General features: G+C 72.6%; 24 protein-coding genes. 2 read left to right on the plus strand and 22 right to left on the minus strand.

Going from position 1 to position 24145, the window contains the following annotated elements:
* Positions 1-37: 37 nt before the first annotated feature.
* The 12 genes from ACZ43H_RS15800 to ACZ43H_RS15855 form a co-directional block, all read right to left on the minus strand.
* Positions 38-1261 carry a hypothetical protein gene (locus tag ACZ43H_RS15800; RefSeq protein ID WP_464584402.1) on the minus strand — a complete coding sequence of 408 codons (1224 nt, stop codon included), beginning with the start codon at positions 1259-1261 and terminating at the stop codon, positions 38-40.
* 26 nt (positions 1262-1287) lie between these two features.
* Positions 1288-1950 (minus strand): hypothetical protein, encoded by a 663-nt coding sequence (locus tag ACZ43H_RS15805; RefSeq protein WP_464584404.1) that lies wholly within the window; start codon positions 1948-1950, stop codon positions 1288-1290.
* Between the two features lie 63 nt (positions 1951-2013).
* On the minus strand, positions 2014-2772 hold the full coding sequence (locus tag ACZ43H_RS15810; protein ID WP_464584406.1) for an HpcH/HpaI aldolase/citrate lyase family protein: 759 nt from the start codon (positions 2770-2772) through the stop codon (positions 2014-2016).
* Positions 2769-3956: a CaiB/BaiF CoA transferase family protein gene (locus ACZ43H_RS15815; protein ID WP_464584408.1), complete on the minus strand. Its 1188-nt coding sequence runs from the start codon at positions 3954-3956 to the stop codon at positions 2769-2771. The genes ACZ43H_RS15810 and ACZ43H_RS15815 overlap by 4 nt, the downstream gene beginning before the upstream one ends.
* Complete coding sequence (locus tag ACZ43H_RS15820) at positions 3953-5926, minus strand: SUMF1/EgtB/PvdO family nonheme iron enzyme (RefSeq protein WP_464584410.1); 1974 nt, start codon at positions 5924-5926, stop codon at positions 3953-3955. The genes ACZ43H_RS15815 and ACZ43H_RS15820 overlap by 4 nt, the downstream gene beginning before the upstream one ends.
* Positions 5923-6840, minus strand: a complete 918-nt coding sequence (locus tag ACZ43H_RS15825) for a ribokinase (protein WP_464584412.1) — start codon at positions 6838-6840, stop codon at positions 5923-5925. Before ACZ43H_RS15825 ends, ACZ43H_RS15820 begins: the two co-directional genes overlap by 4 nt.
* A complete protein-coding gene (locus ACZ43H_RS15830) occupies positions 6837-8201 on the minus strand; it encodes an ADP-ribosylglycohydrolase family protein (protein ID WP_464584414.1) in 1365 nt (454 codons plus the stop codon). Before ACZ43H_RS15830 ends, ACZ43H_RS15825 begins: the two co-directional genes overlap by 4 nt.
* Entirely contained in the window at positions 8198-9349 is a 1152-nt protein-coding gene (locus tag ACZ43H_RS15835; protein ID WP_464584416.1) for an ADP-ribosylglycohydrolase family protein, read from the minus strand. The genes ACZ43H_RS15830 and ACZ43H_RS15835 overlap by 4 nt, the downstream gene beginning before the upstream one ends.
* Before the next feature lie 17 nt (positions 9350-9366).
* The gene (locus ACZ43H_RS15840) at positions 9367-10653 is read right to left on the minus strand and encodes an ABC transporter substrate-binding protein (RefSeq protein WP_464584418.1); all 1287 of its coding nucleotides are present in this window, start codon (positions 10651-10653) and stop codon (positions 9367-9369) included.
* Between the two features lie 57 nt (positions 10654-10710).
* Positions 10711-11553: a carbohydrate ABC transporter permease gene (locus ACZ43H_RS15845; RefSeq protein WP_464584419.1), complete on the minus strand. Its 843-nt coding sequence runs from the start codon at positions 11551-11553 to the stop codon at positions 10711-10713.
* Entirely contained in the window at positions 11550-12488 is a 939-nt protein-coding gene (locus ACZ43H_RS15850; protein ID WP_464584421.1) for a carbohydrate ABC transporter permease, read from the minus strand. The genes ACZ43H_RS15845 and ACZ43H_RS15850 overlap by 4 nt, the downstream gene beginning before the upstream one ends.
* Complete coding sequence (locus ACZ43H_RS15855) at positions 12485-13513, minus strand: LacI family DNA-binding transcriptional regulator (RefSeq protein ID WP_464584423.1); 1029 nt, start codon at positions 13511-13513, stop codon at positions 12485-12487. The genes ACZ43H_RS15850 and ACZ43H_RS15855 overlap by 4 nt, the downstream gene beginning before the upstream one ends.
* A gap of 243 nt (positions 13514-13756) precedes the next feature.
* Between ACZ43H_RS15855 and ACZ43H_RS15860 the strand changes: the two genes are divergently transcribed.
* Positions 13757-13960 (plus strand): hypothetical protein, encoded by a 204-nt coding sequence (locus tag ACZ43H_RS15860; protein ID WP_464584425.1) that lies wholly within the window; start codon positions 13757-13759, stop codon positions 13958-13960.
* 52 nt (positions 13961-14012) lie between these two features.
* Here the strand turns inward: ACZ43H_RS15860 and ACZ43H_RS15865 are convergent, their stop codons facing one another.
* Complete coding sequence (locus tag ACZ43H_RS15865) at positions 14013-14423, minus strand: hypothetical protein (protein ID WP_464584427.1); 411 nt, start codon at positions 14421-14423, stop codon at positions 14013-14015.
* 206 nt (positions 14424-14629) lie between these two features.
* On the opposite strand from ACZ43H_RS15865, the gene ACZ43H_RS15870 reads away from it, so the two are divergent.
* On the plus strand, positions 14630-15184 hold the full coding sequence (locus ACZ43H_RS15870) for a hypothetical protein (RefSeq protein ID WP_464584429.1): 555 nt from the start codon (positions 14630-14632) through the stop codon (positions 15182-15184).
* Here ACZ43H_RS15870 and ACZ43H_RS15875 read toward each other — a convergent pair.
* From ACZ43H_RS15875 to ACZ43H_RS15915, 9 genes are all read right to left on the minus strand, one after another.
* Positions 15181-17346: an FUSC family protein gene (locus ACZ43H_RS15875; protein WP_464584431.1), complete on the minus strand. Its 2166-nt coding sequence runs from the start codon at positions 17344-17346 to the stop codon at positions 15181-15183. The genes ACZ43H_RS15870 and ACZ43H_RS15875 overlap by 4 nt on opposite strands.
* Positions 17347-17377: 31 nt before the next feature.
* Positions 17378-17725: a DUF898 family protein gene (locus ACZ43H_RS15880; protein WP_464584433.1), complete on the minus strand. Its 348-nt coding sequence runs from the start codon at positions 17723-17725 to the stop codon at positions 17378-17380.
* Between the two features lie 57 nt (positions 17726-17782).
* Positions 17783-19669, minus strand: a complete 1887-nt coding sequence (locus tag ACZ43H_RS15885) for a FlgD immunoglobulin-like domain containing protein (protein WP_464584435.1) — start codon at positions 19667-19669, stop codon at positions 17783-17785.
* A gap of 228 nt (positions 19670-19897) precedes the next feature.
* Positions 19898-21148 carry a lipase family protein gene (locus ACZ43H_RS15890; protein WP_464584437.1) on the minus strand — a complete coding sequence of 417 codons (1251 nt, stop codon included), beginning with the start codon at positions 21146-21148 and terminating at the stop codon, positions 19898-19900.
* Positions 21149-21225: 77 nt separating this feature from the next.
* On the minus strand, positions 21226-21669 hold the full coding sequence (locus ACZ43H_RS15895) for a hypothetical protein (protein ID WP_464584439.1): 444 nt from the start codon (positions 21667-21669) through the stop codon (positions 21226-21228).
* Positions 21670-21698: 29 nt separating this feature from the next.
* Entirely contained in the window at positions 21699-22397 is a 699-nt protein-coding gene (locus ACZ43H_RS15900; RefSeq protein ID WP_464584441.1) for an aspartate/glutamate racemase family protein, read from the minus strand.
* The gene (locus ACZ43H_RS15905; protein WP_464584443.1) at positions 22394-22519 is read right to left on the minus strand and encodes a hypothetical protein; all 126 of its coding nucleotides are present in this window, start codon (positions 22517-22519) and stop codon (positions 22394-22396) included. Before ACZ43H_RS15905 ends, ACZ43H_RS15900 begins: the two co-directional genes overlap by 4 nt.
* A gap of 91 nt (positions 22520-22610) precedes the next feature.
* Positions 22611-23600: a nuclease-related domain-containing protein gene (locus ACZ43H_RS15910; protein ID WP_464584445.1), complete on the minus strand. Its 990-nt coding sequence runs from the start codon at positions 23598-23600 to the stop codon at positions 22611-22613.
* 146 nt (positions 23601-23746) lie between these two features.
* The gene (locus ACZ43H_RS15915; RefSeq protein WP_464584446.1) at positions 23747-24004 is read right to left on the minus strand and encodes an excalibur calcium-binding domain-containing protein; all 258 of its coding nucleotides are present in this window, start codon (positions 24002-24004) and stop codon (positions 23747-23749) included.
* Positions 24005-24145 lie beyond the last annotated feature (141 nt).

Here is a 24145-nt window from a genome sequence, read left to right on the forward strand (position 1 = left end):
GCCGGTGAGCACGACCGGGGCTTGGTTCCCGCGCGTATCAGGCCGCCGCGCGGAGTGCCTCCGCCAGCGCGACGCACACGTCCGCGGCGGGTCGGGGCAGCTGCGCGCCCAGGGCAACGAGCGCAGCTGAGTCGGTCGACGTCAGCCGGTGCAGCAGGCACTCGCCGACGTACGGCTCCACCAGTGCGGCGGCCACCGACGGTGCGACGTTCGCGGTGGTGTCGAAGCTCCTCAGCTCCTCGTCCAGGACGTCCTGCAGCGTGCCCTCGAGGGCTGCCAGCACGAACTCGGTGAAGATCCGCGGCGGGTCGCACTCGTCGTGCGCCGCGAACGGGATGTCGGCCGCGAGGTGCTGGAACCAGTGCTGAGTGATGTCGGGGACGTCGGTCAGCAGGGCGAAGTCGAAGTCGCCCGTGATGCACAGGTCGTCGTCGTCCGCCACGAGGTACTCGTCGTGGCACGCCCGCTCCACCGCGTCCACCCAGCTGCGCCGTCCACGGGCGACGTCCAGCGCTGCGCCCTCGGGCACGACCAAGGGCGCGCTCTCGAACATCGAGCCCTCGTCCGTCGGCACCACCCGGCCGAGCACGCAGCCGCCCGGGGTGGTCATCGTGGTCGCGCCGAGGTTGATCGTGCGGGTCTCCCCACCGGTGGCGAGGTCCTCCCAGGTCAGCTCGCGGGAGGTCTCGGCGACCAGGCGGTAGCCGCCCATGGGGGTGGCCGCCCAGTCCCCGATGCGGTCCGCGCCGGCCACCAGGTCGGGGGCGGCGACCCGGCGCAGGAACTGGTCGAGGCCTCCGAGCTCGTAGAGGAAGAGCTGGCGATAGACCCAGTCGTGGTCGGCGACCTGGGCCCCCCGGTCGACGTCGTCCACTCCGCGCACCGTGCCCGGACCGCCGCGCACCCGGACGGCGGTCTCGTGGGCTCGCCGGCTGCGCCCCCGGTTGCCCGGCTCCATGACCTGCAGCGCCTGCGCGAGGATCCACCGCGAGGTCGACCACCGGGGCAGCAACGGCCCGAGCGCGTACAGCTGGCTGAGCCGGCGCACCCGTTCCGGGCTCCAGAAGAGCCTCCCGTCGGGCCCGGTCGGGCGCGACAGGACCAGCTCGAGCGCACCGGCGGCGTCGCCGCGAGCCTCGGCCTCGTTGGTCGCCTGCACCAGCGGCGCGAACGTCAGCAGGTCCGGGCGTCGACCGCTCCTGGCGGACGATGTCGTGCGGCGAGTGTTCCTGGGTGGCTTGCGTCCCTGTGACTTCGGCATGCCTCCACTGAAGCCCGGCAGCGCTGTCACCGCCAGACGGGTTCGACAATCTGTGGAGAACTGCGGTCCAGCCGCTGCGCGGTGCGGATGGCCCCGTCGAGCAGGTGACGCAGACGCGCGTCGCACTCGTCGGGGGTCGGCGCGGCTGTCGCGATCCCGCCGACCGCGCACCGCATCACGTTGGGCGCCGAGCGCTTCTCGAACTGCGCGCCGGTGATGCCCGAGCCGCCGGCCAGTCGTCTCGACCACCGCACCGCGTCGGGCCGGTCATCCAGCGCCCGCCTGACCGCGTCGGCGCCCTCGACCGCGCCCGGTCCGAGCGCCGTCGCCAGCTCATCGCACCGCAGCAGCCCCGCGACCAGCGCCCGTTCCGAGGTGGCGGGCACCAGCGGGAGGGCGCGCAGCGCGACGTGGGAGGTCAGGGCCAGCGTCCAGGACAGGCCTCCGCCCCGGAGACCGACCACGGAGGGGATGAGCGTCACCAGCTCCCCTCGGTGCCGGTCCGTGGTGTGGTCGTTGACCAGCCGCGCCAGGTGGCCCAGCAGCGGGTGGGTGCACTTCGGGTGGTCGCTCCACGGCTCGTTCGCCAGCACCGACGCCATCTCCATGAAGCAGGCGCCCTTGCGGGCCGAGCGGTGCCTGCCTCGCGACAGGACCGGGAGGCCGTCGGGAATCTCGTAGGTGGCCATGACTCCTCCTCCCGATCCAGCATGCGCCCGCAGGATCGGCGCAGCAAGCCTCAATAAAGGTGATCAGCCGAGGATCGACCGCGCCCGCCTGGCCATCGCCGCGTCGACCATCGACCCGTCGGGCAGCGTGGCGACCCCGGTCGAGGAGAGGGCCGCCAGCACGTCGCTCGCCCACCCGATCTCGTCGGGCGACGGCGCGAAGACCGATCGGATCACGTCCACCTGCGAGGGGTGGATGGCAGTGCGCCCGCGCAGGCCGAGCCGACGCCCGCGACGGCACGACTCCTCGAGCCCGGGGAGGTCGCGGACGGCGGGGTACGCCGACATCATCGGCGCGGGCAGCCCGGCGGCCGCGGCCGCGACGACGACCCGGGAGCGGATCCAGTCGAAGGCCTCGTCCCCCGCCAGGCCCAGCTCCGCCGCGAGGTCGGCCTCTCCGAGTGCGAGCGAGACCACCTCGGGGGCGCGGGCCAGGGCCAGCGCGTTCTCCACCCCGGCCGCCGACTCGAGGATCGCGTGCACCCGCCGCCCGGCGACCGCCTCGAGGTCCTCGGGGGCGGACACCTTCGGCACCCGCAGGTCCACCCCGGGAGGCAGCGCGGCCAGGTCCTGCCCGAGGTCGGAGGAGCCGGGGGCGTTCACGCGCACCTGCACCGGCCCGCCGTACGACGCCACCCAGGCTGCGACCGCGGACCGGGCCGCGGCCTTGTCGGCGGGAGCCACCGAGTCCTCGAGGTCGAGGATCACCTCGGCCCCGGTCGCGGCCGCCTTGTCGAAGCGGTCCGGCCGCGACCCGGGCACGTAGAGCGCCACGGTGCTCACACCGCACCCGCCTCGCGCAGCGCGGCGACCTCCTCGGCGGACAGCCCCAGCTCGCCGAGCACCTCGTCGGTGTCGGCGCCCGGGCGCCGCCCGGCCCACCGCACCGCACCCGGCGTCTCGGACAGGCGGAAGAGCACGTTCTGCATCACCAGCGGACCGAGGTCCTCGTCGGGCACGGTCAGGGCGGTGCCACGGGCGCGGTACTGCGGGTCGGCGAGCAGCCCGCGGACGTCGTACACCGGGCTGATCGCGGCCTCCGCCTCCTCGAACGCGGCGACCACCTCGTCGCGAGGACGCTCGGCGATCCACCCGCCCACGGCCGCGTCGAGCTCGTCGGCGTGCTCAGCGCGCTGCCCGCCCGAGGCGAACCACGGCTGCTCGACGAGGTCGTCGCGGCCCACCATCCGCAGCACCCGCTCGGCGATGCTCTGCGAGCTCGTCGACACCGCGACCCACTCGTCGTCGGCGGTCCGGTAGACGTTGCGCGGCGCGTTGTTGACCGAGCGGTTGCCGGTCCGCGGCTGCACGTAGCCGAGCTGGTCGTAGGCCGTCAGCGGCGCCCCCAGCATCATCAGGATCGGCTCGATGATCGCGAGGTCGACGACCTGACCCCGGCCGGTGAGGTCGCGGTGGCGCAGCGCGGCCATCACGGCGTACGCCGTGGCCAGGCCGGCGATCCCGTCGGCCAGCCCGAACGGCGGCAGCGTCGGCGGGCCGTCCGGCTCACCGGTGATCGCCGCGAAGCCACTCATCGCCTCGGCCAACGAGCCGAAGCCGGGACGGCCGGCGTACGGCCCGTCCTGGCCGAAGGCCGTCACCCGCGCGACGACCAGCCGCGGGTTCAGCTCCAGCAGCGTCTCCGGGGCGAGGCCCCAACGCTCGAGCGTGCCGGGCCTGAAGTTCTCCACCAGCACGTCGGCCGACGCGAGCAGCCGGCGCATGGTGGCCGCGCCGTCAGGGTGCTTGAGGTCGAGGGTGACCGTGCGCTTGTTGCGGCCGAGCGTCTTCCACCACAGCCCGATGCCGTCCTTGACCTGGCCGTGCCCACGCGCGGCGTCGGGTCGCCGCGGGTGCTCGACCTTGACGACGTCGGCCCCGAAGTCGCCGAGGTAGGTCGCGGCCAGCGGCCCGGCGAACAGGGTCGCCGCGTCGACCACGCGCAGTCCCTCGAGCGGGCCGCTCACCGCTGGTCCAGGTCCACGGCGCAGCGGAAGCCGATGCACTCCGAGCGCCCGGTGCCGGCCTGGGTGAGCAGGAACCGCACCGACCACGACGGGTCTTGGGGGCCGCCGTCGACGTACCACTCCGAGCCCTCGGCGCGGAACCACGAGCCGCCCTTGAGCACCACCCAGCGGGTGCGCCCGTCGCGGTGCTCGCTCTCGGTCCACTGCCAGACGAGGGGCTCGCGACGGCGCCAGCCGGTCCGGCCGGCCGCGAGCTGCCACTCGTGCTCGGTGGGCAGCCGCGCACCGCGCCAGCGGGCGTAGGCGCGGGCGTCCTCGAGGTCGACGAACCGCACCGGCTCGTCACCGGTGCCGGGTCCGGGCGCGCCGTCCACCCAGTGTGCGAGGAACCGGTCCGGGACCGCCGGGCGGTAGCCGGAGTCGGCGAGGAACATCGCGAAGTCGGCGTTGCTGACGTCGGCCGCGTCCACGGCGACCGCGCCGGTCTGCACGGTCAGGCGCTCCTCGCGGAGCTGGTGCAAACGGGGCGGCAGCGGCTTCCAGTCCTCGACGTACGGCGCTGCCTCGTAGAGCCCGGTCTCGCGCTGCCGCCAGCGGACGGTCAGCTCGTGCTCACCGGGCTCGAGGAGGATCGCGTCGGGGGCGACCCGGCCGGGTGCGGTCGCGGGGGCACGCAGCGCGGGGGCGGGCCGCGGTGCCGGCGCGCCCGGAGCGGGGTCACCCGCGTTGTCGGCGACCAGCGCGGCCAGGCCGGCCGGCGGTTCGGCGCCGGCCGGCACGCGGACGACACCGACGATCCCGCCGGCCGGCACCGCGCGGTCGCCGAGGACCAGGTGGACCTCGCCGTCGGCCGCGGGCAGCAGCGGGCCGTCGTACGCAGAGGAGGCGGGGTTGGCCAGCGTGTAGAGGTCGCAGCCGCCGAGGCTCCAGCGGGAGCCGGCAATGCCGGCGGCGGTGGCCTCGGGCTCGAGGTCGGCGAGCGGCTCCCACTCCCCCTCGACGAGGAAGTCCTCGAGGTGGCGGTAGACGGCACGCATCCGGCGCAGGCTGTGCTGGTCGCGCGGCTCCCAGTCGACGCGCACGCCGAAGACGACGTCCCAGATCAGCACGCCGGCGCCGTTGACCCAGGCCGAACGGATCTCGTCGCGGTGGTCGTGGTTCCACCGCCGGGTGTGGTGCATCATGTGCCGCTGCTCGAACCAGCGCGCCCGCAGCACCCCCGGAGTCGGGCTGTCGGCGAACCACTGCGCCCACGAGGCCTGGTGGTCCACGATTCGCGCCAGCGGCACCCGCGACTCGCCCTCGAGCACCGGCCGCGGCTCCAGCGCGGCCATCGTGGCGAGCAGCTCGGGGTCGCCCTCCTTGAGGGTGTCGAGGAAGACGCCGTCGACACCGAGCAGCTCGACGAGCTCGGCCAACCTGGCGGCGTCGGTGCGCTCGGTCCGACGGGTGCCGGTGTCCCAGGGGTTGTAGTCGAGGAAGACCTTGACGTCGCGCTCGTGCAGGTCCGCCACCAGCTGGGCGAGGCCCGGCACGTCGTACCAGTCGAACTGGTTGCGCGGGTCGAACCCGATCACGGGGTAGGCGTGCCACAGCACGACCGCGTCCAGCCCGCCGAAGCCGGCGTACGCCGCGAGCAGCCGGTCGGCGTCGAAGGCCTCGCGGTCCCAGTCGCGGACGGCCTCGTCCCAGAGCCAGACCATCGCGACGTTCCACGCGGTGGTGGCCCAGCGGCTGTCGGGGTGGTCGTAGACCGAGCCGTCGTACGCCGTCCGCCCGCGCGCCTCGCGGCGCCACCGGTGCAGCGCCTCCCGCCACGCCGGACGGTCGGCGGGGTCCTCGGGCGCGGCCAGGATCTTGGCCTCGTCGAGGACCGAGAGGTCGGCGTCGGGCCCGAGCGGGACCCGGACGGGCTGGTCGATGGGACGCGAGGCGTAGGGGTCGCGGGGCGCGTCCATGGGGATCGTCATCGGTCGGCTTCCTGTGCCAGGTGGGCCTCGGCCCGGGCGTGGATCTGGTCGGCGGTGGGGATGGAGGGGACGGCACCGGCGCGCTCGACGGCCAGCGCACCGGCCACGACGGCGCGGACCGCGGCGGCGTCGAGGTCGGCGCCGGCGGCGAGCGTCGCGGCCAGGACGCCGGTGAACGTGTCCCCGGCGCCGGTGGTGTCGACGACGGTGGCGGGCACGCCCGCGACGCGACGCTGGCCGGCCGGGTCGGCGAGCAGCGCGCCCTCCGCACCGAGGGTCACCACGACCGAGCCGACCACGTCGAGCAGGTGGGCGGCCGCCGCTGCGGGGTCGGCGTGCCCGGAGAGGTGGCGGGCCTCGTGCTCGTTGACGACGAGGACGTCGACGCAGGACAGCAGCTCGCGCGGGAGCTCGCGGGCCGGTGCGGCGTTGAGCACGACCCGGCCCCCGCCCTCCCGGGCGACCGAGGCCGCCTCGTGCACGGCAGCGAGGGGCGTCTCGAGCTGTGCGACGACGACCCGGGCGGCGGCGACCGCCTCGCGCTCGGCGGCGGCCAGCGACTCGAGGGTGGCGTTGGCGCCGCTGTCGACGACGATCGCGTTCTCCCCGTCGGGGCGCACCATGATCCAGGCGGTGCCGCTCGGCCCGGCGACCCGCCGGACGAGCGCGGTGTCAATGCCCGCGGCGGCCGCCTCCTCGAGCAGGGTGCGACCGGCGTCGTCGTCCCCGATCGCGCCGACCAGCAGGGTCCGGGCCCCGGCCCGGGACGCGGCGACGGCCTGGTTGAGGCCCTTGCCGCCGGCCCGCGCCTCGCGGGCGGTGGACAGCACGGTCTCGCCGGGCGCCGGGATGGTGGTGACCGTGGAGACGAGGTCGAGGTTGGCGCTGCCGACGACCACGACCTCGTGGCTCATCGGGCCACCCCCGTCACGGCGAGAGCGAGGGTGCGGTCGGCGAGCCGGTCCAGCCCGATGCCGTCGTGGCCGGGCAGGCTGGTGGCGACCCGGTTGCGCAGCGGGTCGACCCATCGCCGGGGCAGCCGGCGGAACCCGGTCAGGGCGCCGCAGATCGAGCCGACGGTCGCGCCGTTGGAGTCGGTGTCCCAGCCGCCGCTGACGACGGTGCAGATCGCGGTCTCGAAGTCACCCTCGCTCGCGGTCAGGGCGTACGCCACGAGCGCGGCGTTGTTGAGCACGTGCACCCAGTGCAGGTGGCCGTACGCGTCGTACAGCCGGTCGAGCGCGTCCTCGGTCTCCAGCCCGGAGCGGCCGAGCTCGACGCCGAGCCGTACGGCGTCGGCATACCTGCTCTGCGGCGGGACGACCGCGAGCCCGGCTGCGACGGCCTCGTCGACGTCATCGCAGACGACCGCCTTGGCGCAGGTGGCGGCGACGAACATGGCGCCGTAGACGCCGTTGCGGACGTGGCTGAGCCGGGCGTCGACCCACGCGAGCCGGGCCGCGGCGGCCGGGTCACCGGGTCGCGCCCAGCCGTAGAGGTCGGTGCGGATCTGCGCGCCGATCCACTCCCGGAACGGGTTGTGCCGGGTGGCCGTGCGCGGGGCGCCCTCGCCGAGCAGCAGGTTGCGGTAGGCGACCCGCTCGGCGGTGAACACGCGGCCGCCGGGCAGGTTCGCCAGCCACGCGTCGGCGACGTCGTCGGTGGTGAGGTCGGCGCCGAGGGTCTCCATCAGGCCCAGCGCCAGCATCGGGAAGTTGAGGTCGTCGTCCTCGGGCATCCCGTCGATGTTCTCGGCCAGGCTGGTGGGGGCGCTGCGCCGGTTCCACGGCCAACGGGCGGCGACCTCGTCGGGCAGGCCGACCGCGGTGAACCAGTCGGTCAGCGGCCAACGCCCCTGGCTGGTCAGGATCTCCCGGATGCCGTGCCGCGGGATCTTCTCGACCGGCTTGCCGAGCAGGCAGCCGGCGGCGCGGCCGACCCAGGCACCGTGCACCCGGTCCCCGAGGTCCTCCCCCGGTGGCTGCGCGGTGAGCGCCGGGCCCCGGGCCGCCTCGATCGCCTCCCACGTGTCGGGCTCCCGCTCGGCCAGCGCCGGGTCGACCGGCCGCGCATCGAGCTCGTCGAGCAGCTCGACAGCGAGGGCCCGCAGCTTCTCGTCCCCGACCTGGCCGAGACCGGCGACGGGTGCCGAGTCCTGCCCGCCGGCGGCCAGCCAGCGGTCGCGGACGTCGTCCACCTGCTTGCCGTCCTCGCTGCTGGCGACCAGCTCGTGGGCCAGCAGGTCGGGCGGCTGCACCCAGGTCAGGCGGCTCATCCGGCGACTTCCTCCAGGTCGAACAGGGAGGTACGCCGCGACTCCCGCAGGCGGGCACGCTCGGCGTCCTTGGCGAACACGTCCTGCGCCACGGCGGCGATGGTGCGCCCGGCCGGCTCCAGCGGGGTCCGGCTGGCCTCGGCGACCTCGGTCGCCCAGTCCGACCGGATGGCACCGTGACCCCCGAGCGCGCCGCAGACCGCGCCGGCCATGCTCGCGATCGAGTCGGCGTCGCGGCCGTAGTTGACCCCGCCGAGGACGGCGGACTCGTAGTCGCCGTCGGCGACCAGGACCATCCCGAGCGCCACCGGCAGCTCCTCGATCGCCTTGGTGCGGCTGGGCCGGCGGGCGTCCATGGAGGGTGCGCGGTAGGTGGGGCCGACGGTGTCGAACGGCTCGATCGCCGCGCGCAGCACCGGGATCGCCTCGCGCCAGTCGCTCAGGCCCTCCGCGGCGGAGGCGACCGCCTCGATCGCGGCGCGGGTGCCGTCGTGGGCGACGGCGAGCGCGTCCTCGACCACCGACCGGGCGGTGGCGCCGGGGGTGAAGGCCGCGGCCACGGCGGCGGCCAGCACGCCGGCCGCCTCCCGCCCGTAGCTCGACTGGTGGGCCGCGGCGACCTCGATCGCCTCGGCGTAGGCACCGGCCGGGTCGGCGCCGTTGACGACCCCGACCGGCGCCATGTACATCGCCGCACCGCAGTTGACGATGTTGCCCACCCCGGCCTCGCGGGGGTCGACGTGCCCGTAGTGCAGGCGCGCGACCAGCCACTTCTCGGCGAGGAAGATCCGCTGCAGCAGCAGCGCCTCGGCCTCCAGCTCCGGCACCCAGCGCTTCTCCCCGATCAGCAGCGGGACCAGGTCGGAGGCGACGGCGTACGCGTCGAGGTGGTCGCGCCGCTCGGCGTACACGTCGACGAGGGCGTGGGTCATCAAGGTGTCGTCGGTGATGTGGCCGTCGCCCTTGTGGTACGGCGCGATGGGCCGGGCGTCGCGCCAGTCGGCGTTGAAGGGCGGGACGATGCCGGTCACCCAGCCGTCGTACCGGTCCCGGATCTGCTCGGTGGTCCAGCCCTCGGTGGCGCCCCCGAGGGCGTCGCCGACGGCGGAGCCCACCAGGGTCCCGAGTGCCTTGTCGAGCAGCTTCACGCTGAGCCTTTCGTGGATCACTTGTTGACCTGGTCCCAGCCGTCGCTCAGCTGGCTGGCCAGCTCGTCGGCGGAGATGTCGTCGGCGAGGTAGCGCTGGAAGGCCGGCGTGGCGATCTGGTCCTTCCACTGCGGGTAGTTGGTGACCGACTGGAAGGGCGCCTTGCTGAAGTACTGGCCGCCGGCGAGGATCGTGTCCCAGCCGTTCTCGCCGTCGGTGTCCTCGGAGACCTGGTCGGCCGCGTCGGAGGAGGCGGGGATCAGCCAGTCGCCCTCGGCGACCTTGGCGAGGTTCTCGGCCTGCATGTAGTAGTCGACGAACTCCGCCGCACCCTCGACGTCCTCGCTCTGCGCGGAGACCGACAGCGTCTGCGGGTTCGCCGCCTGCGCGGCGCTGTCACCCTCGAGCACGGGCATCGCGACCCAGTGGAAGTCCTTGGGCGCGGACTCGGCGAGCGTCTGGGCGCTGTAGGAGCCCTGCACGGTCATGGCGTACTTGCCCTTGAGGAAGCCCGACATCACGTCGGAGCCCGCCTGGGTCAGGGTGACCGGGTCGAGCGACTTGTCGTCGTAGGTCATGGCGTGGATGCGCTCGGGCAGCTCGAGCTCGGCGTCGCCGACGCTCATGGTCGCGTCGGTGCCGGAGCCGTCGAAGTACGCCGCCCCGAAGTTCTCGCCGAGGCTGAGCATGGTCGCGGTCGGCGAGCCGAGCCCCCAGCCGAGGCCGTAGACGCCGTCCTTGGTGGTGGCCTTCGCGGCGGCCTGGAAGTCGTCCCATGACCAGGTGTCACCGGTCGGCATCTCGACGCCGGCCTTCTTCAGCAGGTCCTCGTTGGCGAAGACGACGTAGCTCTGCAGCAGCGTCGGCGCGGCGATCACCTTGTCGTCGACGGTGACGGTGTCCCACACGTCCTGGCTGACCGAGGACTCGACGTCGTCGGAGAACGAGCCGGAGAGGTCGGCGAGGTAGCCCTGCTGGGCGAAGCCGGTCATCGCGGCCGACTCGTACTGGATGATGTCGGGCGCGGTGCCGCCCTGGAACTGGGTGACCAGCTGGTCCTGCACGGAGTCCCAGCTGCCCTGGACGTACTCGACCTGGGTGTCGGGGTGGTCGGCGTTCCAGGCGTCGACGATCTCCTTGGTGGCCTTCACCGTCGGCTCCTGGAAGGCGAGGCTCTGGAAGCGCAGGGTGACCTTCTTGCCGTCCCCGCCGCTGCTCTCGGGCGACTCCTGGGTGGACGTGGCGCACCCCGCGAGGGCGAGCGTGAGGGCGGCGACGGCGACGCCCGCGGACTTGAGCTTCATCGGTGGATCCCCTTCATGGATGGTGCGGTGTGGTTGGTTCGTGAGGTGGTGGGCGGGTCAGCCCTTGACGGCTCCGGACAGCAGCCCGGAGGTGAGTCGGCGCTGGATCAGCGCGAAGAACAGCAGGCTCGGGATGGTGGCGAGCAGCGAGGCCGCGGCGAGCGGCCCGAGCTGGACCTGGCCCTCCGCGCCGACGAACCGGGACAGGGCCAGCGGCAGCGTCACCTTGTCGGGGGTCTGGATCAGCACGAGCGCGAAGAGGAACTCGTTCCACGACGAGATGAACGCGAACAGCGCGGTCGCGACGACGCCCGGACGCAGCAGCGGGAAGACGATGCTGACCAGGATCCGCAGCCGGCCCGCGCCGTCCATGGCGCCGGCCTCCTCGAGCTCGCGCGGGATGTTGGAGACGTAGCCGATCAGCATCCAGAGGCAGAACGGCAGCGTGAAGACGACGTACACGATCGTCAGGCCGGGCAGCGCGTCGAGCAGCTGGAACTGCTTGAGGATCAGGAACAGCGGGATGATCACGAGGATCGTCGGGAAGACCTGGCTGACCAGGATCCAGCCGAGCGTGACCGGCTTGAGGACGGTGCGGAACCGCGCCAGGCCGTACGCCGCGGGCAGCGCCAGCGCGACCGTCAGGATCGTGGTGGCGACCGCGACCTGGAGGCTGTTGAGGCCGGCGTCGACCAGGTTCGCCCGGTCGATGGCGGTGGTGAAGTTGGTCAGCGTCGGGCTCGAGGGCAGCAGCCCGGTCGCGCCGAGGGCGATCTCGGAGGTGCTCTTGAACGCCGTGGAGAGCAGCCAGAGCAGGGGGAAGCCGAGGAAGGCGCAGTAGGCGACGAGGGCGGCGTACTGCCCGACGCGGCCGGCGGGGCTGGTGCGCGTGGCGCTCATCGATTGGTCTCCTTCAGCCGCGCGCGGAGGTAGAAGAGCAGCATCCCGACAATGACGACGACCATGACGTTGCCCATCGCGGCGGCGACGCCGAAGTGGCCGTAGCGGAAGCCCTCGTTGTAGGCGAAGAGCGCGGGCACCATGGTCTTGCCGCCGGGGCCGCCGTTGGTCATCACGTAGATGAGGTCGAAGGTGTTGACGTTCCAGATGAAGTTGAGCGTCGTGATCGCGACGATGACGGGCTTGAGCTGGGGCAGCGTGATGTGGCGGAACCTCTTCCACGCGCTGGCGCCGTCGACCGCACCGGCCTCGTGCAGGGACTCGTCGATGCCCTGGAGGCCGGCGAGCAGGGTGATCGTGGTCTGCGGCATCCCGGCCCAGACGCCGACGACGATGACCGCGGGCAGGGCGGTGCTGAAGTCGCCGAGCAGGTTGAGCGGGCCGAGGCCGAGCGCCTGCGAGGTGCTGCTGATCGGCCCGGAGTTGGGGTCGAACATCAGCCGCCACATGATGCCGGTGACCACCGGCGGCATCGCCCACGGGACCAGCGAGAGGGTGCGCGCGAGCCACCGCAGCTTGAGGTTCTCGTTGAGGAGCAGCGCGAGGCCCATGGCCGCGAGGAACTGCAGGGTGGTGACCGAGAAGGCCCAGATCAGGCCGATCTTGAACGAGCTCCAGAACAGCTCGTTGCCCATCAGGTCCCGGTAGTTCTGCAGGCCGGTGAAGTGGGTGACCTGGTTGAGGCCGGCGCGGGAGTCGGTGAAGCCGAGGTAGATGCCCTGGAGCAGCGGGTAGACGCTGAACAGCGCGACCGGGATCAGCGCGGGCAGGAGCAGCGGCCAGGCGTCGCCCTTGAGCTTGCCGGGCCTGCGGCCCCTGGGCTTCGCGGGGGCGGGCGCCGCGGGTGGCGGGGGTGCGAGCTGGGTGGTGGTCATCCGGCCTGTCCCTTCAGCGAGGAGCGGCGGATCGTCAGGTGGGGCTGGACGGTGACCCGCTGCGGCTCGCGCTGCGCCGCCCCCTGGGGGTCGTCGATCCGGTCCAGCAGGAGCTGCGCCGCCACCCGCCCGCGCTCGAGGGCGCCGAGGCCGACGCTGCTCAGGCTCGGGGTGGTGACGCCGGCGAGCTCGGTGTCGTCCATGCCGACCACGGCCACGTCCTCGGGGATGCGCAGGCCGCGCTCCGCGAGCACCTGCATGGTGGCGATGGCGAGCAGGTCGTTGCCGCCCAGGACGGCGTCGGGGGTGGTGCGGTCCAGCAGGGTCTCGGCGGCCTTGCGGCCCTCGGCCAGGGTGAAGTCCCCGGCCTCGACGCGCAGCTCCTCGGCCGGGTCGAGCCCCAGGGTCCTGGCGGTGCGCTCGAACGCCTTGCGCCGGGCCGCACCGGGGACGGTGTCGCCGGGGCCGTTGACGAAGGCGATCCGCCGGCAGCCCTGGTCGTGCAGGTGCTCGAGCGCCATCCGGACGCCGCCCGCGGAGTTGGCGCGGACGTTGTCGATGGGGAGGTCGGTGGGCACGGTGCCGATGACCACGGTCGGGCAGGTGACCTTGCGCAGCGCCTCGACGAGCCTCGCGTCCACCCGGACGGGGCTGAGCACGAGGCCGTCGGCGTACCCGCCGTCGAGGCTCTCGAGGAGCGCCAGGGTGTCGTCGGTGCGGCCGCCGGTCGAGGAGACCAGGAGCCGGTAGCCGCGGGCGCGGGTCTCGTCCTCGATCGCGCGCATCATCTCGACGTAGACGGGGTTGCCGACGTCGGCGACCGCGAGCGCGAGCTGCTGGGAGCGGCGGACCTTCAGGCTGCGGGCGAAGGCGTTGGGCCGGTAGCCGACCTCGGCGACCGCCTGGTTGACCTTCTCCCGGACCGCCTCGCTGGCCGGCAGGCCGTTGAGGACCCGGGAGACCGAGGCGACCGAGACGCCGGCCAGCTCGGCCACGCGGGCGACCGTGGGGCGCTCGTTCGACACTGTCCGGCTCGCTCTCAGTAAACGATTACTGTAATCGTTTGCAGAGACTGCCATGCGACGGCCGTCACGTCAACGGGTAAGGCCCAGGCAGCGCCAGCACACCGACTCCCGCACCGCTTCGACCCTGCGTTGGACGGGCTCAGGCTCGACCGGCCGCCGCACGAACTGCGCTTGGTTGAAGCGCCCTGACAGGTGCCGGACACAACTAGAATCCGAATGTGCACCTTCGGAAGGGGTGATCCGATGATCGGCTGGCTGATCATCGCCGTCGCGATCATCATGGTCGCGGCAGGTTTGCGCTGGAGCCTGAAGGGCGGCGGCATCGGCGGATACTCAGCCGCCGACCGGAGCGACATCGAGGGCGCACAGGAGGACATCCGTCTCACCCAGCAACGCGACGCGCGCGTGCGCAGGCGGGGACGCTGGAGCGCCTGGCTGCACAACTAGAACGGCAATGACCTGCGAGAGCGAGGCGACGCCCGGCTACGCCGCTCGACCCTCAGGTCTCGACAACGCGGCGAGCTCGGCGAACCGCCAGGCCGCCGTACTCGTAGGTGCGCAACTGGCGGTAGACCCAGTCCGTCCCGATGATCTCGGCGACGAACCGCTCCGGCGTCATGCCCTCCGGCGAGTAGGACCGGCACTCCTCGGCGTACACCGAGAGCAGTGTGCGCTCCATGGCCCGCTGGTGGCGCTCGTCGTCGGCGTCACCCGATCCCTGCCGGCCGCACATGTGGACCACCCAGCGCGCCCAGGCCCAGGCAGGGAGCCGCTCGACGTTCGCCGCCAGCTGGCGCAGGACGGCGTGGTGCGGGCTGTCGTGGAACGCGGGGAGGCGTTCGTACGCCGCGAGTGCAGCCTCGGGGTCGCCCTGGACCTCGGCCCGCCAGGCGGCGTGCGTCGACTCCATCTCTCCCGGCGTCAGCAGCGGCCGCGCTGCCGTCGGCTGCGAGCGGCGGGGATCCCGTCGAGCCGGGTGACCCGGCCGGCGTCTCGGTGGATGATGGCGCGGGCGTCGCTGGCGTGGGTTCGGCATGCCGTCACGTTGCCTCGCACGACGGGTCCCCACCACCCCCGTCGGGCGATCTGTGGAGAACCTCCCTCTACCCTCGCGACATGGACGACGACGAGGTCTTCGACCGCCTGAGCGACATCGACATGAGCGCCAGCACCACGAAGGCGGAGGACTTCGAGGCGCTGGCGCAGTCGATGCCGGTCGGCGAGCACGGCCGGGCCACGTTCCTGGTCGCCGCGGGCCAGCACCGGCAGATGCGCGAGGAGCACGACGAGGCCCGCCGGTGCTACGAGCTCGCCCTCGAGGACGGCGGTGAGTCGAGGACCGACCCGCTCGCGAACCTGTTGAGCCTCGCCCTCGACACCGGCGACGAGGCGAAGGTCGAGTCCCTGGCCGCCGAGCTGCGCGCCCTGATCCGGGCCGACCGCATGGGCGCCGGCGGGTGCGCGTTCGTGGGTGAGTCGTTCCGCAGCCACGGACGGCTCCGGGAGGCGATGCGGTGGTTCACCATCCCGCTGACCTACGCCGACCTGGCGGAGGACGACCTCGACCGCATCTGCCTCGTGGGTCGCTACCACGTCCGGCGCGGGCTCGAGCTCCCGATGGACCGCCTCGACCAGCTCGCCGCGGCCGAGGTCGCGCAGCAGCGTCGCTAGGCGCGGGGGCGACCCGGCAGCCCCACGCCAGTCTCGGCGAGCTCGGTGAGCGTGCCGCCGAGGTGGTGCAGGTGCCGGATCACGGGGTCCTCGTCGCGGGCCGAGCCGTGGTCGCGGAAGAGCGCGACGTCGCTGCGCCGCAACGGGTCCTCGGCCGCGGGGGCGGCCGCGCCCATCGCGCTCGGGACGAGGGCACCGACCGCCTCGGCGAGCGCGCAGGCGGCGGCCACGGTGACCTCCGGGTGCGTGACCGGTCGCCGCTGCAGCGCCACGACGAGCGCCCGCGCCTGGGTGACCGCGGTGACGTAGAGGCCCAGCCGGCGCCGGGTGCGCCGTGGCGAGTGACCGAGCACCAGCGGCCGGGTGAGCGGGCGGGCCACCAGTGCGATCCTCCGGGCCCGGTCGTCGAGGGTGCGGGTCAGCGCGTCCAGGTCGACCCGCCCGCCGCCGGCGTACGCCGCCACCCCCTCGAGCAGCTCGCGCAGCGACTCGAGCAGCTCGTCGCGCGCGGACCGCACCGTGTCCCGCGTCGACAGCGGCGCGAAGACCATCGCCACCAGGACGCCCACGGCGGCACCGACGGCGGTCTCGCCGAGCCGCAGCTCGAGCAGCTGGTCGCTGAACGAGCCGAGCACGGTGTAGAGCTGCCCGAGCAGGATCGTGATGAAGAACGTCATCGCGGCGTACGACACCTTGACGAGGTAGAACGCCAGGAAGATCGAGCCGAGGATCGTCGCGAAGACCGCCACCTCGTGGCCGGCGGTCACGTGCGCGAGGAGGACCGCGGCGACGAGGCCGGCGAGAGTGCCGGCGATGCGCGCGGAGCCCTTGAGGAACGTCTCGGTGCGGGTGCCGGTGCCGGTGAAGGTCACGAACGCCGCGATCACCGCCCAGTAGTAGCGGGTCGGGGAGAGCAGGGTGCCGAGCGCGATCGCGAGGACGCCGGCGAGCATCACCTGCACGGCCTGGCGGGAGGTCATCGAGAGCCGGCCCATGGGGTTCCAGCGACCGGCGCGGACGGGGACGTCGCGGGCGACCGACGGCGCGCCGGGCAGGTTGCCGAAGACCAGGCCGGCGGCGGCCTCGAACTCCTCCTCCCCCGGGTCGACCTCCGGCGGGTCGTCGACGGCGGCGTCGAAGCGCAGGAACTCGCGGACGCCGTACGCCAGGTGCCGCGCCGGCCACCAGTCGTCGTCGCCGGCCTCGTGAGCGGCGTCGGCCAGACGGTCGAGTCGTTCGCTGGCCACGGCGGCGGCGAGGTCGCGGCGACGGGCGAGGTGGTCGACGGCGCGACGGGCCTCGTCGACCAGCTCGTCCGATGCCCCGCGCAGGGCGACGGTCGCGCCCGCGAACCGCTCCACGGCCTGCTGCATCTCGAGCATCCGCCGGCGCAGCGCGGCCGCGGACCAGCCCGGGGGCAGCGCGTCCGGCTCGGCCGACCAGGCCTCGGCCAGCAGCGCGGCCTCGGCGAGCGCCGCCTGCTGGCCGGACAGCGACCGCAGCGCACGCTGCTGGGTCCGTGGCCCGGCGTCGCGGACCTCGAGCAGGTCGACGCACTCGCGGGCCACCGACCGGCCGCGCGCGAAGCAGGCGCCGAGCGTGGACTGCAGCACCCGCCGCGGGTCGGTGCGGAAGACCGTGGTCGTCAGCAGCCACACCCACGCCGTCGAGACCACCGCCGCGACGAGCAGCTCGGGCACGAGGTCCCACGTGGCCTGCAGGAAGGTCGCGAAGAAGAACCCCATCCACGCCATGAACCCGTAGAAGAAGAAGTCCGTCCCGAACCTGCGCACCCACACCGCGAGGAACAGCGCCGCAGCGAAGCCGACGACCTGCAGCAGCCGGTGCCCGCCGGTCAGCGTCGCCGGGACCAGGCCGACGGCGACGGCCAGCGGGAAGTACGCCGCGGTCCGCGCGGCCGCGCCGCGCCGCTTGGCCACGAGGGCGTTGGAGCCGAGCATCGCGACGACCGCGCCGAACATCGTGGTCGCGAACGCGACCTGGCTCGACCACCCGAGCACGTGGGCGACGAGCAGCTGGACCGGCAGCGCCGTACCGACCGCGGACGTGGCGCTCAGCGCCTGCTTGAGCCGGCCCAGCCCGGGGTCGGAGGCGGCCACCCGGTCCTTCGTCTCCAGCAGGATTCGGCGGACCTCGGGCACGACCTCGATGTTGGCAGACGGACCCCGACGGTCAGGCCGCGGTCTCGGCGCTGGGCGCCCACGCGGTGTCGAAGTCCGTGTGCTGCCACTTCCATCGCGCGATCCGCGGACCCACCCAGAACAGATAGATCCCGAGCGTCACGAAGGACAGCAGCAACCACTTGATCCAGTTGCCGAGCAGCCCGATGGCGGAGCCTGTGAACACCAGGCGCCGACCGTCGATGTAGGAGTGCTTGGCCCGCCACCGCTCCTTCAGCACCAAGGCGAACGGGTAGCAGAAGCCCAGTGTGAATACGGTGATGAGAGCGCCGAGGATCGCGGTCCCGACGTACGTCGCCGCCCCTCCATCGAAGTGGAAGCGTCCCGAGTTGCGAGCCATGAGAGGCCTTTCCGGGTTATGGGTGAGTGTGGTCGTGGTGTCGGAGGGCGAGGACCCTCAGTTCAGGACGTAGTACGAGTAGGAGACCCGGAAGGTCTTCACGTCGTAGAAGTTCCCGTTCGAGGTGCCGGCCCACCAGCGGAACAGGTGCTTGCGGGTGAGGAACCCGTCAAGCCGGACCGAGTCACCCGAGTGCCAGCGCTGGCTCGCGCGGAGGATGCCGCCCTGGTCGGAGATGTCCCCGGACCTCGTCTCGTAGAAGACCAGGCCGATGTCGGCGTACCCGGGGACACTCCGGGCGCCGTAGGTGTCGACCCGCACCTTGCCGTACTCGACGGCCGCGGGCAGCTTGATCGCGTGCCGGGTGAACGCCAGGAGCTCGGTGTCGGTCGGGTCGTAGCAGACGTCGTAGTTGCTCAGGTAGCGAAGCGACCCCGGCCAGCCCTTCTTCGCCGGGTACCAGATCTGCGAGCAGCCGCCGATGATGTGCCCGGCGAGGTTGGACTTCGGCGCCATCGTCTTGACGCCGGACCTCTTGACGAGCTTCTCGTCCGACACCACGAGGGCCTTGCTGTCCGTGACCGTCTGGTTGCCGGCGGCGTCACGAAGGGTGACCCGCACGCCGTAGCGGCCGGCGGCCACCCTCGCCCCGCTGTTGCTACGACCGTCCCAGACCACCTTGCGCGTGCCGCGTCGCTGCGCGCCGGAGTCGATCGTGCGCACCCGCTTGCCGCGCGGGTCGAGGACTTCGGCGCGCAGGGACTGCACGTCCTCGCTCAGGTCGGCCTCGATAGTCGCCCTGTCGCGGTAGCCGTCCTTGACGGGGTAGAAGGTTCGCGGCGTCGCGCTCATGCGCCGCGCGAGAGGAGCGGTGCGGTCGATCTCGACCGTGCGCTCCGCCGACCCCGTCACCTCGGTGCCGCCCACGGTGCGGGCGGTCTCCAGGCGCACGGTGTAGGCGCCGTCGCCGAGAAAGGACCCGGCGTTGTTCCTGCCGTTGAAGGTGAAGGCGTGGTTCCCGGCGCTCAGCGTCCCCAGCGTCACCGGTCCGCGCACGGTCTGTCCGGAGCGGTTGAGCACCCGCCAGGCGACGGACTGCGCGGTGTCGAGGCGGCAGGTCACCTCCGTGGTGTCCTTGCGACCGTCGCCGTTGGGGCTGAACGTCGACGGCGTGGCGGACGTGACCACCGGCGCGAGGCGGTTCTGGACATCGATGACGACCTGGTCGGCACGGGACGCGTCGCAACGTGCGAAGTCGGTGCTGCACGCAACGGCGCCCACCGTGTGTGCGCCCTGCCCCAGGGCGCTGGTGTCGATCGTGGCGGCGTACGGCTCGGACGTCGCCTGGGCGATCGGTGAGCCGTCCAGCAGGAAGCGGACGGCACCCCCGGGCGCCGTCGCCATCACCGAGACGCTCGTGCCGACGGTCGCGTTGTCGGACGGCTGCACGATGGCAACCGGTGCGTTGTCGACGGTCACGTCCACCGCGGCGGAGCTCGCCGAGCAGCCCGTGGCGTCGCAGTCCTGGGCGGTGAAGCGCTGGGGACCGTTCAGGCCGAACGTCTCGAACGTCGTGCTCGCGACGCCGTCGACGACGGGGACGCTCTGGGTCCACGGGTACGACGTCAGGCCGAACCGCACGGACGCCGCCTCGGACGTGGCCGCGAGCGTGATCGCACCGGACACGGTCGCGCCCGAGGCCGGCTCGGTGATCACGGGGGTCGAGGAGATGGCGGCAGCGACGGGCGCACCCGTCGTCGTCGCCGCCTCCGCACGCTGTGCGAGCTGCCTTCCGGCCGCGTGGGAGCCGCTGAGGGCCAGCCGGTGGACCGGGCCACCGAGCGCACTCCTCTTGCTGACGTGGGGACTGTGGGTCGCCGCGGCGGCGGGGGTCGCGAGACCCACCGCGAGGACAGCCACGAGGACGGCTCGGTTCGCGCGCATGCACGTTCTCCAGACGGGAGTGTTCGGGGCAGCGGGAAGCGAGGTGAGTTCATGGGCTTGAACGTCGAACCGTCGCAGCGACCGTTGCCTCGATCGCCCGCCAAGGGTGCGGTCACCCTACGAACGCCCGGGCCGCTGCGTGGGCGGAACGACGAACCCGGGACGAAATGACCCTTTCGGGCTATGCCGTCCTCGGCAACGGTGCGCCCCAGAGGCTCGGGGCCCCGATCACGAGGCGCAGGAGCTCGGCGCCTGCACCCCGGCGAACCGCGACGCCAGCCATGCCTCGGCCGCAGGGATGAAGCTCGCCCCGGCCTGGCTGTGGTCGGCGCCCTGGATCTCCTGGGTCTGCACCGGCACGCCCTGGCTGCAGTACTCCTTCGCCAGCCGCGCCTGGTCCTTCACGACCATCACGTCGTCGCCCTTGCCGTCGTGGTTGCCCCACACCATCAGCATCGGTGCGCTCGGGTGGCCCTTGGCCGAGCCCATCTCCAGCTGCTTCATGATCCGGCGGAAGACCGGCACGCCCAGGATGTCCTCGTACCGCTTCTTCATCAGGTGCTTGATCGTGAGGTTCGGGAACTCGCCGGACATCTCGCCGATGCACTGGTGCGACTCGGTCCGCGCGACCTTGCGGCCCCACTTCGAGAGGTAGTGCCCCAGGCGGACGTCGTATGCCCGGCTGATGCCGATCATGGCGCCCGGGATCACGTCGGACCACTCGGGCGTGCCGTCGACGTACGGCAGGTTGTGCCGCAGGTCCGCCGGGATCCCGCCCATGGCGGTGCCGACCAGGTTCATCCGCGGCGCGCGGCGCGGCTGGAGCTCGCTGGCCCAGTCGGCGGCGATCGAGCCGCCGGAGTAGCCCATCATCCCGACCGGCGTGCCCTTGCCGAGCTTCAGCGACCTGAGGGTGGCCTTGATCCCGTCCAGCGTGCTGATCCCGGACTCGCGGCCGGCGACCCAGTGCAGGTCCTGGCCCTCGAAGTCGGGCACGGTCACGATGTAGCCCTGCGCGCTCAGGCTCTGGACGGTGCCCTGCTCGAGGTCGGTGAGCTGCTGGTTGGCGGCGCCGGGGTTGCCGCCGCGCAGGGTGTACGACGGGTTGCACTTGGCCGAGAGCGCGTCGTAGAAGGAGAGGTACGCCGCCACCCGCGGCTGTGCCGTGCCGGTGACGGGGAGGACCACCGTCGTCACGGTGGTGACCGCCCGACCCATCGTGTCGGTCGTGCGGTAGAGGATCTGCTGGGCCGGCAGCGGGGTCTCGTTGGTGTCCGCCGCGAGCGTCACGTCGCGCGTCTTCAGGGGGGTCCCGGGCTTGATGTCGCGGAGCGGCGTGTCCCCGTCGTAGTTGTAGAACGGGTCCTTGCCCGGACGCACGATCCCCGGCTCGGCGCCGACGGCCGCCGGGGTTGCCGGCGCCATCGTGGCCGCGAGGGCGGTCGCGAGCAGGGTGAGGGCAGCGGGCTTGAGACGCACGGGTGGTCCCTTCGGCAGGATCTGCGGTCCCGTGTCCAACGAGACGCCCGCCACATGGTTACCCCGGCCGGCGCCGCCTAGAGCCGTCCGGCGGGGACCCGCGCGGCCAGGACGCCGCCCGCGGCGACCTCGCGCTCGAGTCGTTCGCGCTGGATCGCACCGTCCACGATGACCGCCTCGCAGGCGAGCACGAGCACCTCCTTCTCCTCGAGCACGCGGGCCGACCAGGCCCGGTCACCGTGCGGGATCGCGATGCGGCTGGCGGAGCTGCCGATCTGGACGACGAGCTCGGCGGTGGACGCGTCGATCTCCGACAGCACACAGCCGTTCGCAACCGGGGGCCTGGCGTTCTCGAGCGTGGTGGCCTCGGCGAACCCGCGCGCCTTGAACAGCGTCCGCATCGCATCGACCGCGCGGCCGCCCTGGCTGGCGACGAGCGGTGGGAACTGCACGACCAGGTAGTCGGGCTCGGAGCTGATCGCCCACTCGTAGTCGGGCGAGGGCTGCTGCGTCTCGGTCACGGACAGAGTGTCGCAGGGGCGTGCTCGCGTCAGGCCCGGCTCCCGAGCGCCGCCTCGATCGCGGCCTCGGCGTGGAGCGCCGTGGTGGGCAGCACCGGGACCGCACTGTCGGCCTGCCCGACGAGCAGCTCGATCTCGGTGCATCCGAGGACGATGCCGTCGGCGCCCCGGTCCACGAGCTCGCCGATGATCGTGCGGACCTCGTGGCGTGACTGGTCGCTGACGATGCCGCGGCACAGCTCGTCGTAGATCACCCGGTGCACGAGCGCGCGACCCGGCGCGTCGGGGACGAGCACCTCCAGGCCGTGGGACTCCATCCGCTCCCGGTAGAACGGCTGCTCCATGGTGAACGCGGTCGCGAGGACGCCGAGTCGCGACAGGCCGGCGGCCCGGGCGGCGTCCGCGGTGGTGTCGATGATGTTCAGCAGGGGGACGTCGACGGCGTCCTGGATGTGCGACGCCACCTTGTGCATGGTGTTCGTGCACAGCAGCACCAGCTCGGCACCCGCCGCCTGCAGGTCCCGGGCCCGAGCCGCCAACAGGTCCCCTGCTTCGTCCCAGTGGCCTGCGGCCTGGAGCTGGGCGATGGGCGCGAAGTCGACCGACATCACGACACAGTCCGCGGAGTGCAGCCCGCCGAGGCGCTGGGCGACGCCTTCGTTGAGCAGCCGGTAGTACAGGGCGGTGCTCTCCCAGCTCATGTCGCCCAGCAGGCCGATGCGTTTCATCGCCACACCCGACGGGACCGGTGGAACCCGCCGCGGGCGAGCCGGCGTCGGCGCTCCTCGGCGGCGGCCCGCAAGCGGCGGTCCATCTCGTGGCGGGCGGTCTCGGGGTGCATCGTGTTCATGACGGTCCTCCGTTGTCGTGGTGGAGGACCATCGTGCGCTCGACGCCGGGAGCGTCGCGCCGGTGAAATCACCGGGTTCGCAATATCTAACCTAGCGGCGTCCGCGCGACCTCTCGCAGGCAAGGCCATCCCGGTCGACGTCGAGCCCGACATTCGCCTGGTAGATCTCCGGCTTCGCCGCAGGCCTGCGGTTCTTCGCCGCGATGTCACGCACGGCCGCCTTGGTGCCGACGCCGCGTGGATAGTCCTGGTGCAGCAGGGCGCAGTTGCTGTACTCGGTCGCCCCGGGCGTGAGCGACTGGGTGAGCTGATTGCCGATGAACATTCCCAGTCGGGGCAGGAGACCGATGGCCAGAATGGCGAGAAGCAGCACGAGCACGAAACGCAGTAGCGCACCCACGCCCCCGGTGCCGCCCTTCGCTCTTCTGGCGGTGGGCTTGGTCGACCGGGGCTGGCTGGCAGCCGCGACGACTGCGCGCCAGAGAACCTGAGCATGCGTCGGAGCCGGCGTGGGAGGCGCGAGTCGCGACGCTGCCCGAAGGCCGAGCTGGAGCTCAACCGATGCCACCTTCACCTGGTCAAGGGTGAGCACCGCAGGTCGGCTCAGCAGCATCTCGCGCAGGTTGCCGGTCGAGCAGAGCATCACCTCGTAGCACCATCCCGACACGGGTTCGTCGCGCACGAAGCACAGGGCCGAGCGAGTCACCGCTCCAGCATCTGGATTGAGGAGAGCGGCAACGGCGAGGGCGGCGTCACCCGCGGCGGCCACGGTTCGGTCCTGTCGCCAGCCGTCCCGCCGAAAGGTCTGTCCTCGTACGTCGATCCGTCCCGACCAGTTCTTCGCGTCGATGACAAAGACACCGGTCGGTCCGATCGCCACGTGGTCGAGGTTCGCGCGCGGCCGACCGGGCCAGCGAACGTCGTGGAAGACCTCCCAGCCCTCGGCACGGAGCTGGTCGAGGATCACGCCAACGGCCTGCTCGCCGTCCCCGCCCCGCTCCCACATCTCTGCGGATCGGAGCAGGCGTTCGGCCTTCTCCCGTTGCCATCGCGCCACCTCGTGCGCCGATTCCCCCGCCATGCTCGCCCCCGTGCGTTGTCCCATTCTCTGACGTTTTTCGGTCGCGCCGGGCTCTGACTTGACCCAGGTCGCCCGGAGGACGACGCAGGCCCCGTCCCCGCACGGGCAAAGCTGCCCGTGCGGGCCGGGGCCGGCGCTACGTCAGCTCAGTGCTTCTCGCAGGCGATGCCGTCGCCATCGCCGTCGCTCTCGCTGTTCGCCCGGTAGACAGCGGGCCTGCGCGCGAAGTTCGTGACCGGGGTGCCGCTGGTGTGGTCGTGCGCGTGCTTGAGCCCAACCCCGTGCGGGTAGACCCTGTTCAGCGCAGTGCAGTTGGCAAAGTCCGTCACCGCCTCGGCGCTGACGGTCTGCAGCGGCACCGCAATGGCGGCCGCGGAGACGGCCACCGCGAGCAACTTCTTCATGTGTTGGTTCTCCCTCCGATAGCCGGCGACCGGATGTCGACGGCCAGTACCGGAGCCAAGGGTGAGTCCGCACGTCGTCGACTGTCTGGCGATTGGGCAGATTCCCTGTTGTCACCCACGAATGGGCTCTTTGTGATCTAG

It is taken from the genome of Nocardioides sp. DN36 (assembly GCF_055380375.1).

What these genes read in the sequence shown, in the direction of transcription:
- ACZ43H_RS15800 (WP_464584402.1), bottom strand. Translation starts at nt 1,261, where the DNA reads ATGCCGAAGTCACAGGGACGCAAGCCACCCAGGAACACTCGCCGCACG.
- ACZ43H_RS15805 (WP_464584404.1), bottom strand. Translation starts at nt 1,950, where the DNA reads ATGGCCACCTACGAGATTCCCGACGGCCTCCCGGTCCTGTCGCGAGGC.
- ACZ43H_RS15820 (WP_464584410.1), bottom strand. Translation starts at nt 5,926, where the DNA reads ATGACGATCCCCATGGACGCGCCCCGCGACCCCTACGCCTCGCGTCCC.
- ACZ43H_RS15825 (WP_464584412.1), bottom strand. Translation starts at nt 6,840, where the DNA reads ATGAGCCACGAGGTCGTGGTCGTCGGCAGCGCCAACCTCGACCTCGTC.
- ACZ43H_RS15830 (WP_464584414.1), bottom strand. Translation starts at nt 8,201, where the DNA reads ATGAGCCGCCTGACCTGGGTGCAGCCGCCCGACCTGCTGGCCCACGAG.
- ACZ43H_RS15840 (WP_464584418.1), bottom strand. Translation starts at nt 10,653, where the DNA reads ATGAAGCTCAAGTCCGCGGGCGTCGCCGTCGCCGCCCTCACGCTCGCC.
- ACZ43H_RS15845 (WP_464584419.1), bottom strand. Translation starts at nt 11,553, where the DNA reads ATGAGCGCCACGCGCACCAGCCCCGCCGGCCGCGTCGGGCAGTACGCC.
- ACZ43H_RS15850 (WP_464584421.1), bottom strand. Translation starts at nt 12,488, where the DNA reads ATGACCACCACCCAGCTCGCACCCCCGCCACCCGCGGCGCCCGCCCCC.
- ACZ43H_RS15860 (WP_464584425.1), top strand. Translation starts at nt 13,757, where the DNA reads ATGATCGGCTGGCTGATCATCGCCGTCGCGATCATCATGGTCGCGGCA.
- ACZ43H_RS15865 (WP_464584427.1), bottom strand. Translation starts at nt 14,423, where the DNA reads ATGGAGTCGACGCACGCCGCCTGGCGGGCCGAGGTCCAGGGCGACCCC.
- ACZ43H_RS15870 (WP_464584429.1), top strand. Translation starts at nt 14,630, where the DNA reads ATGGACGACGACGAGGTCTTCGACCGCCTGAGCGACATCGACATGAGC.
- ACZ43H_RS15880 (WP_464584433.1), bottom strand. Translation starts at nt 17,725, where the DNA reads ATGGCTCGCAACTCGGGACGCTTCCACTTCGATGGAGGGGCGGCGACG.
- ACZ43H_RS15885 (WP_464584435.1), bottom strand. Translation starts at nt 19,669, where the DNA reads ATGCGCGCGAACCGAGCCGTCCTCGTGGCTGTCCTCGCGGTGGGTCTC.
- ACZ43H_RS15900 (WP_464584441.1), bottom strand. Translation starts at nt 22,397, where the DNA reads ATGAAACGCATCGGCCTGCTGGGCGACATGAGCTGGGAGAGCACCGCC.
- ACZ43H_RS15905 (WP_464584443.1), bottom strand. Translation starts at nt 22,519, where the DNA reads ATGAACACGATGCACCCCGAGACCGCCCGCCACGAGATGGACCGCCGC.
- ACZ43H_RS15910 (WP_464584445.1), bottom strand. Translation starts at nt 23,600, where the DNA reads ATGGCGGGGGAATCGGCGCACGAGGTGGCGCGATGGCAACGGGAGAAG.
- ACZ43H_RS15915 (WP_464584446.1), bottom strand. Translation starts at nt 24,004, where the DNA reads ATGAAGAAGTTGCTCGCGGTGGCCGTCTCCGCGGCCGCCATTGCGGTG.